This window comes from Candidatus Merdisoma sp. JLR.KK006 (assembly GCF_036941035.1).
Classification (GTDB): Bacteria; Bacillota; Clostridia; order Lachnospirales; family Lachnospiraceae; genus Laedolimicola.
The window spans coordinates 1-6,230 of record NZ_JAYMNS010000060.1 but is presented as its reverse complement, the minus strand read 5'-3'; the positions used below and the strand labels follow the sequence as shown (position 1 = coordinate 6,230).

Below are 6,230 nucleotides of genomic sequence, written 5' to 3'. Positions count from 1 at the left end.
GTTATGTGAGTAGTTACATAATATGTGGCTGTTTCGCAGCGGCGAAGACGGAGAGCCTCCGATCGTCATCTACAAGTATTCCGAAACACGTGCAGGTGATACGGCGGTAGATTTCCTGAATGGGTTTCAGGGATATCTGATGTGTGACGGATACAGTGGTTACAATAAAGTATCAGCTGCAAAACGGCTCGCCTGCTGGGCACATATCCGCAGATATCTGATCGATGCGATCCCGAAAGGAAAACAACTGGATTATACACAGCCCTCGGTGCAGGGAGTCATGTATATCAACCAGCTTTTTGAGAAAGAGGACAAGATCCGTCAGAAATATAAAACGTCCGATGCCATCAAGGAAGCCCGGCTCACCCATGAAAAGCCGATCATTGAAGGCTTTTTGTCGTGGCTTGAAAAGCAGACCCCAGTGCGCAACTTGCGTCTGGACAAAGCAGTGACTTATATCCGGAATCGAAAAGAACATCTTATGACCTATCTGGAAGATGGGCGATGCAGTTTTTCAAACAATTTAAGCGAGAATTCTATCCGTCCATTTGTAGTAGGGAGAAAAGGGTGGCTGTTCTGTGATACGCCGGCCGGAGCCCAGGCAAGCGCCATGGCCTACACAATGGTAGAAATGGCTAAGGCAAATAAAGTAAATATTTACCACTATCTTACCTTCCTGTTTGAGCATCAGCCGAACGATCAGATGACGGATGAAGAACTGGAACAGCTCGCTCCCTGGAACGAGGCTTTAAAAGCAGAGATCCAGAGACGGGCCGGCAGCCAAAACAATAATGAATAACCGCTCGCAATAGTTAAATCGTATGTGAATTGTCAAGATGCTTCAGTTGCTAAACCCAACTGCGGCATTTTTGATGTAGTAAAAAATTACTTATAGGTTAATAACCCCCCCCTTTTGTGTGACGGTCGAAAATTAAGCGCTTACCTATATAGTAGAATTAGTCTTTGAAAAGAGAGCTTATTTTACGTTATGGTATGAATCAGATACAGATGGTTTTGTGTTAAACGAAAAGGGGAATTGCATAAGAGCTTTTGATGATGCTTTTTCTGCTAGAATATTTGCGGATAGATTTGGCTATATTTTGGCAGGAAATGCAACGATAGTGTGTAATGAATTAGTATTATTAAATTTTCAAAATTTGAATTGTCATTTGTTATTGGATTTTTGGAATATTGTTTCTGATATGACGAATTCGTTAAACATAAATTTTTTAGGAGATTATAAAGAAAAAATATTGCATCTCTTTATAACAAATTATTCTATGGTTGTAATTTACCAGCGATAAGAAAAGACAATGATGATTTTGAACCGGAGTGGAGTCAAGATGAACAAGCTCTAATTACTCAAATAGTAAAGGAAGGGATAAAAATTATATTAGAAAATATTTCAAAAATTTAAAATATGTTGCTTATAGCTATTAAGGTATCGACAAATAAATGCGTTTTACATTGAAAATTGAAAGCAAAAATTAAATATTCTTCTAAAAAATTCGGGTATTATTTCAGAATCCCCAAAGATCTATTTTCTGAACAACGACCACGGCAACTACGTATTTGCGACCTTTACGGGGCACATCTATGACACGATCCTTGACATTTACTTTGCGGAAGCGAGGTTCTACGATGCCAACAACCGTACCTGGCTTGCGATGGACCCGATTAAGGATGGATTGAACTGGTATCAGTACTGCTACAGGAATCCGACAACCTATTGGGATCCATTGGGGCTGGAAGGTGCTGTGGGTACTCTTAGTCACAGAGTTTGGAATATAGCAAGATCGAACTTTAATAAAAAGCTCCGGAGAATGCATGGTAGCTTCGAGCTGTGCTCCCGGCTTTTGGGATTCAAATAGTCATACGGGAAGCATTGTACAGAAAGAGATTGAATTAGTTTCTGAAAATTTTGAAGATTCTGATATGGAAAATTTTTCCGTGCGTTTATGTGTAATGGAAAAAGAATTATTGAAGTATCAAGAAGCCTGGAAAGCTGAGATTAGTCATTCTTTAAACATATTAAAAGAATATTTGACAGAAGATGATTATCAGGAATTCTATGCTGCTTATGAAGGCTGGGAGGCATATATTGAAAACATGATAGCAATAGAAGCTCAGATATATTATCCACTTCAGAAATACGGTACGGGTGATGGGATCTCAAGGACATTGCCTGTGGAGGTGAAATCCGCAAGAATAAGGGACTATGCTGTATTACTTATGTCGCTGGTGTATGAATTTACGGAAACTGTGGAGTATGTCTATACCACCGAGTTGGGATAAGATATTTTAATGAATCATCTTGGATCAATTTAAAGGTATTCTGGTTGCGTTGCAAACGGAATACCTAAAAGAAAATCCTGAAGAAATATTTTTGAGATAGCTATAAATGATTTTTAACGCAAAGCAGCAAAACCAGAAATGTTAAGAGGCATTTATGATTTGCCCATCTACATATAAATATCCTTCACAAACAAAGCAATTCCAGAAATCTTGCATCTCATATTCTTTTAGGGACTCGATCGTTCCCGTATTTCTCGATATTCTTGAAATTTCCGGCTCAAATATATTGTAAACATAGAGCCAGTCGGCATCATATGTTAAAGGATATAAATCAATAGACTCTTCGAATGATACGAAAGGCGTACTTTTGCCCGTTTCAAAAGAATAGTACTCCAAGGAGAAACCACCTTCCGGCTAATAATAAATCCCATCCGATGTTACCAGAAATACGGCGGTTGCAGAAAAAAGGAATGCTTCCGTGTTATCTTTGCAGCTTTTTAAAAAAAAGTTATTTTCAGCTTCATTTAGATGACCGCTGAGGAGAACATACCCATTTAGCATAACGGCGGAGTCCGGGGTAGGCAGAACTTCTTCCTTCAGTTCTTTGACATTCGGATCATTATTGTCTGCCAGTATATGATATTCATTTGCATCCTGGCATATAAAGTCCGGAGAAATCTCCGTCAGCTGTTCTCCAATCATCCCCTGTTCGTTTAACCCGTAAGCCTCATAATGTGCAGTCGCTAAATTGCCCTGAACCATAAAATAAATGGCATCATTATAAATCGTAAAATCTACCACTTTTTTGTCTAATGTCATTATATTTTCGACTTCCAGAGTATCAAGATTGAAACGGCATAGGGTTTTGGGAACGTTAATTTCATTCCCGTCTTCTATGGAAGCCGGGGTTAAGAAATAAAGATAGCTGCCAAAATTCCGGATACCTTTTTGCAATGTAGTTGGTGTTTCATATATAAGCTCCCATTCCGTATCCTTTTCTTTTTTAGTATATAAACCATCCGAATGTAAGCAGTAATAGAAGCCGTTCAGATAAATAAGGTCTTTATTATAATAATTTTTGTTTTGCAATTCATAATCAGCCGCCTCTTTATCAGGCAAACCTTCAAATATTGCATTGGATTCGGTTTCATTGGTGATAAGTTCGGAAGTCATTTCACTATCGGAAGGCAGTTCTTCCATACTGTATGTTTTTGAATTGTCTGGCTGCTGTTCTGCCACAGAGGGCTTGCCGCAGGCGGTTAGTATAATAAATAGGGATAAAAATAAGTATTTTTTCATAATATGTCTCCATTTGGTATTTACATTTTAAGCATATCAACCTCTTTTATTATACTAAAGGGGGTGATTTCATGCAATGGTTTACCGGTGAAAATGGCGTGAAAATACGTTTGCCGTGTACTTTGCTATAGAAGCCAAAAGTAAATAACGAAAAATACAGATGATTGTGAAAGGAGATATACTATGGGTTATCATGCAGTAAATGAAGGTAGCATTATGAATGTATACTGGATGTCCAGTTGTGAAGAAGGAAGTGAAATTGGAAAGCTCTATAATGGGGAGGTATTTACCTGTCTTGGCATTACAACCGGCTATCAGAATGTGAATGAAATCAGATTCCGGAATAGCGAAGGCAAATATGTTCAGGGCTTTATTGACAGAAGAACTAGTATAGGTCCATTGCACCTGTATGGTAAAAAGGTTACGGATCCTACACTGGGAACCTGCTATCGTTTTAAAACGAGGAGTGCGTTGACAGTGTTGGACAACAATGGAACAATTAAAACCGTTTTGGCTGTAGGAGATTATGTCTATTCTAAAGATTCAACCTGTGGAGCTACAAATCGCAGGAACTTTAAGATTGTAGGATATAAACAGGCTGGGTTTAATGTTTCCAAGCAGGATGGATTCGTGACATTGAATTACGAGGCAAACGGCTCCATGATCAAATCCAATTTTTGTCTTTATGGTGCATAATATAGCACCGAAAAAAGTAAGGATGGGTAAATTATCACTGGCTCAACTGTCAGTATCTAGAGACTTCCACAGGGAGTGGCAAATATGCTGAAATTATCAGCGGCAAAGGACCCTCCAATCGAAAATGGTTGGAGGAGCCTTTTACTGCAAGGGATATGAAGCCGGCGGATTTGACGGCGTTTATAATGCCGAGCTGTCAAACGTCGTAACCGCATTTCAGAAATTTATGTGCCTGGGTTCCGATGCGATGGTCAGGCTGGGAAGTGTCAATCGGCGTACCTAGGGAGCGCTGCTTCAGAGCAAGGGTGATACGGAACGGACTCCGAACGCTTGCGACTGTCAAGCAAGGATCATGGACGTAAATGTTGCCGTGCAATTATTTAGCCGGGGGTTTCGATATATTGGAAGATATTTAACCCGTGTACCGGGAGGATTGGATAAGGCCCTTACGCCTGAAGAGGTGGGAATTCTTTTGATTGCGGGGTTCAAAATTTTCCCAATCTACCAGGAGAGCTTTAATAAAGCCACGGATTTTAATAAATCGGCCGGGAAAGAGGACGCAGTCAAGGCTGTAAATGCGGCACTTTCTCTTGGATTTAAGCAGGATACAATTTTATATTTTGCCGTTGACTGTGACATGACGGAAGACCAGATTTTTACTTATGCGCTTCCCTATTTTGAAGGAATCCATGAGGTCCTGGAAAATTCCAATTACTACAAGGCCGGCGTCTACGGTGCAAGAAATACCTGCCGAAAGATACAGGACGCCTATCCCGGTACGAAGTGCTTTGTTTCCGATATGTCTACGGGCTACAGCGGCAATCTTGGATACCGCATGCCGGAAAACTGGGCATTTGAGCAGTATCATGAAGTGGCAGGTTATCCCATTGCGGGTACTTCTTTTGATTTGGATTATGATATGGCGTCTGAAAATGCGGAGGGTGTCAGCTCCGTAGATTCTGTTCCGGTTGTCAGCAGTTACAAGCCTCCTTATAATCCAAGTGAAGACGGACTTAGAACGGATAAGCCGACGATTCGAATTTTGGATTTGCTTCCGGCAATCGCCTGGCTTGAGGAACGATATTATGATTTTTATAATATTACGGAACCAACGGATGAAGAGAAAAGGATCTGCGGACGGGTAATTTGCGATTATTTGAGCCAGTACGCATACAATGATTTAAAGTGGCAGTACATTGCACCCAAGGATGATCATTTCATTAGGCATATTAATATAGATCATGCAAAAAATGAGCATGTCATAACGCTCCGGCCGTATATTTATACCACGGTAGAAAAAGGGCAAGGCGATGACTTGGAGCGAACCGTTCGTCCACAGCTGGTCAAGGATGGACATCTTGGGCTATTCGAGCTTCCTCATCTTGCAATTGTAATCAGGTGTTATTTGATGTCGCCCGTGCCAGGTGACTGGGCGGCATGGGCCGGCGACTTTGCATCTGTTGTGAATGAGATCTATGTGAATGGAAAAGAGAACGGATTCCTCGCCTGGGCTGTGGAAAACGTGGGGGAATCGGAACCGGATGCTGCATCCGTTTTAGATGCTCGGCAGTTCAATTATTATGATCTCATTGCGGATTTGGATGGCTATGCCATTCGTGAACTGCTTCGTACGACTCCGTCTTTATCCGAATGCCTTCAGGTATATTACGGTGACGCTTCAAAATATGATAAGCGCTATCAATATTTTAAAGAGATTTTGGGCTTTAGAAATTGGGAACAGGCGGCTATCAGTGCGAAGATTTTGGATTATTTCTATTCCGATGGAAACAAATGGCTTAGAGATATGTTCTCGGCCGATTTCAAGAAGAATCCAGGGTGCGTTGAAGCGGCTGCAATAGCTTTATCGTACAATATTTTGTACTGGGCAGAGTATACAGGTGTTTTTACTCCGCAATAACTAGTAGTCCGTACCGGAAATT

7 protein-coding genes and 1 pseudogene are annotated in these 6,230 nt (G+C 40.7%); 6 read left to right on the top strand and 2 right to left on the bottom strand.

Annotated features, from left to right (window positions below):
• Positions 1–22: 22 nt before the first annotated feature.
• The 3 genes and pseudogenes from tnpC to VSQ61_RS22365 form a co-directional block, all read left to right on the top strand.
• Positions 23–799, top strand: a pseudogene (gene tnpC / locus VSQ61_RS22370) (IS66 family transposase); the annotation flags it as partial.
• Positions 800–1,493: 694 nt separating this feature from the next.
• The gene (locus VSQ61_RS22895) at positions 1,494–1,871 is read left to right on the top strand and encodes an RHS repeat-associated core domain-containing protein (RefSeq protein WP_350340383.1); all 378 of its coding nucleotides are present in this window, start codon (positions 1,494–1,496) and stop codon (positions 1,869–1,871) included.
• Positions 1,828–2,295 carry a hypothetical protein gene (locus VSQ61_RS22365; protein ID WP_334346529.1) on the top strand — a complete coding sequence of 156 codons (468 nt, stop codon included), beginning with the start codon at positions 1,828–1,830 and terminating at the stop codon, positions 2,293–2,295. Before VSQ61_RS22895 ends, VSQ61_RS22365 begins: the two co-directional genes overlap by 44 nt.
• Before the next feature lie 141 nt (positions 2,296–2,436).
• On the opposite strand, the gene VSQ61_RS22360 is transcribed toward VSQ61_RS22365, so the two are convergent.
• Positions 2,437–2,691: a hypothetical protein gene (locus VSQ61_RS22360; RefSeq protein WP_334346528.1), complete on the bottom strand. Its 255-nt coding sequence runs from the start codon at positions 2,689–2,691 to the stop codon at positions 2,437–2,439.
• 18 nt (positions 2,692–2,709) lie between these two features.
• Positions 2,710–3,594 (bottom strand): hypothetical protein, encoded by an 885-nt coding sequence (locus VSQ61_RS22355; protein WP_334346527.1) that lies wholly within the window; start codon positions 3,592–3,594, stop codon positions 2,710–2,712.
• Positions 3,595–3,777: 183 nt separating this feature from the next.
• Between VSQ61_RS22355 and VSQ61_RS22350 the strand changes: the two genes are divergently transcribed.
• The 3 genes from VSQ61_RS22350 to VSQ61_RS22340 all read left to right on the top strand — a co-directional run bounded on the left by VSQ61_RS22350 (position 3,778) and on the right by VSQ61_RS22340 (position 6,208).
• Positions 3,778–4,290, top strand: a complete 513-nt coding sequence (locus VSQ61_RS22350) for a hypothetical protein (RefSeq protein WP_334346526.1) — start codon at positions 3,778–3,780, stop codon at positions 4,288–4,290.
• A 124-nt stretch (positions 4,291–4,414) separates the two neighbouring features.
• Positions 4,415–4,573, top strand: coding sequence for a peptidoglycan-binding domain-containing protein (locus VSQ61_RS22345; RefSeq protein ID WP_334346525.1), 159 nt, complete (start codon positions 4,415–4,417; stop codon positions 4,571–4,573).
• 69 nt (positions 4,574–4,642) lie between these two features.
• The gene (locus tag VSQ61_RS22340; protein WP_334346523.1) at positions 4,643–6,208 is read left to right on the top strand and encodes a glycoside hydrolase domain-containing protein; all 1,566 of its coding nucleotides are present in this window, start codon (positions 4,643–4,645) and stop codon (positions 6,206–6,208) included.
• Positions 6,209–6,230 lie beyond the last annotated feature (22 nt).

Excerpts from the sequence above, each read along its gene's own strand:
- VSQ61_RS22365 (WP_334346529.1), top strand. The coding sequence starts at position 1,828 with ATGGTAGCTTCGAGCTGTGCTCCCGGCTTTTGGGATTCAAATAGTCAT.
- VSQ61_RS22355 (WP_334346527.1), bottom strand. The coding sequence starts at position 3,594 with ATGAAAAAATACTTATTTTTATCCCTATTTATTATACTAACCGCCTGC.
- VSQ61_RS22350 (WP_334346526.1), top strand. The coding sequence starts at position 3,778 with ATGGGTTATCATGCAGTAAATGAAGGTAGCATTATGAATGTATACTGG.
- VSQ61_RS22345 (WP_334346525.1), top strand. The coding sequence starts at position 4,415 with ATGGTTGGAGGAGCCTTTTACTGCAAGGGATATGAAGCCGGCGGATTT.
- VSQ61_RS22340 (WP_334346523.1), top strand. The coding sequence starts at position 4,643 with ATGGACGTAAATGTTGCCGTGCAATTATTTAGCCGGGGGTTTCGATAT.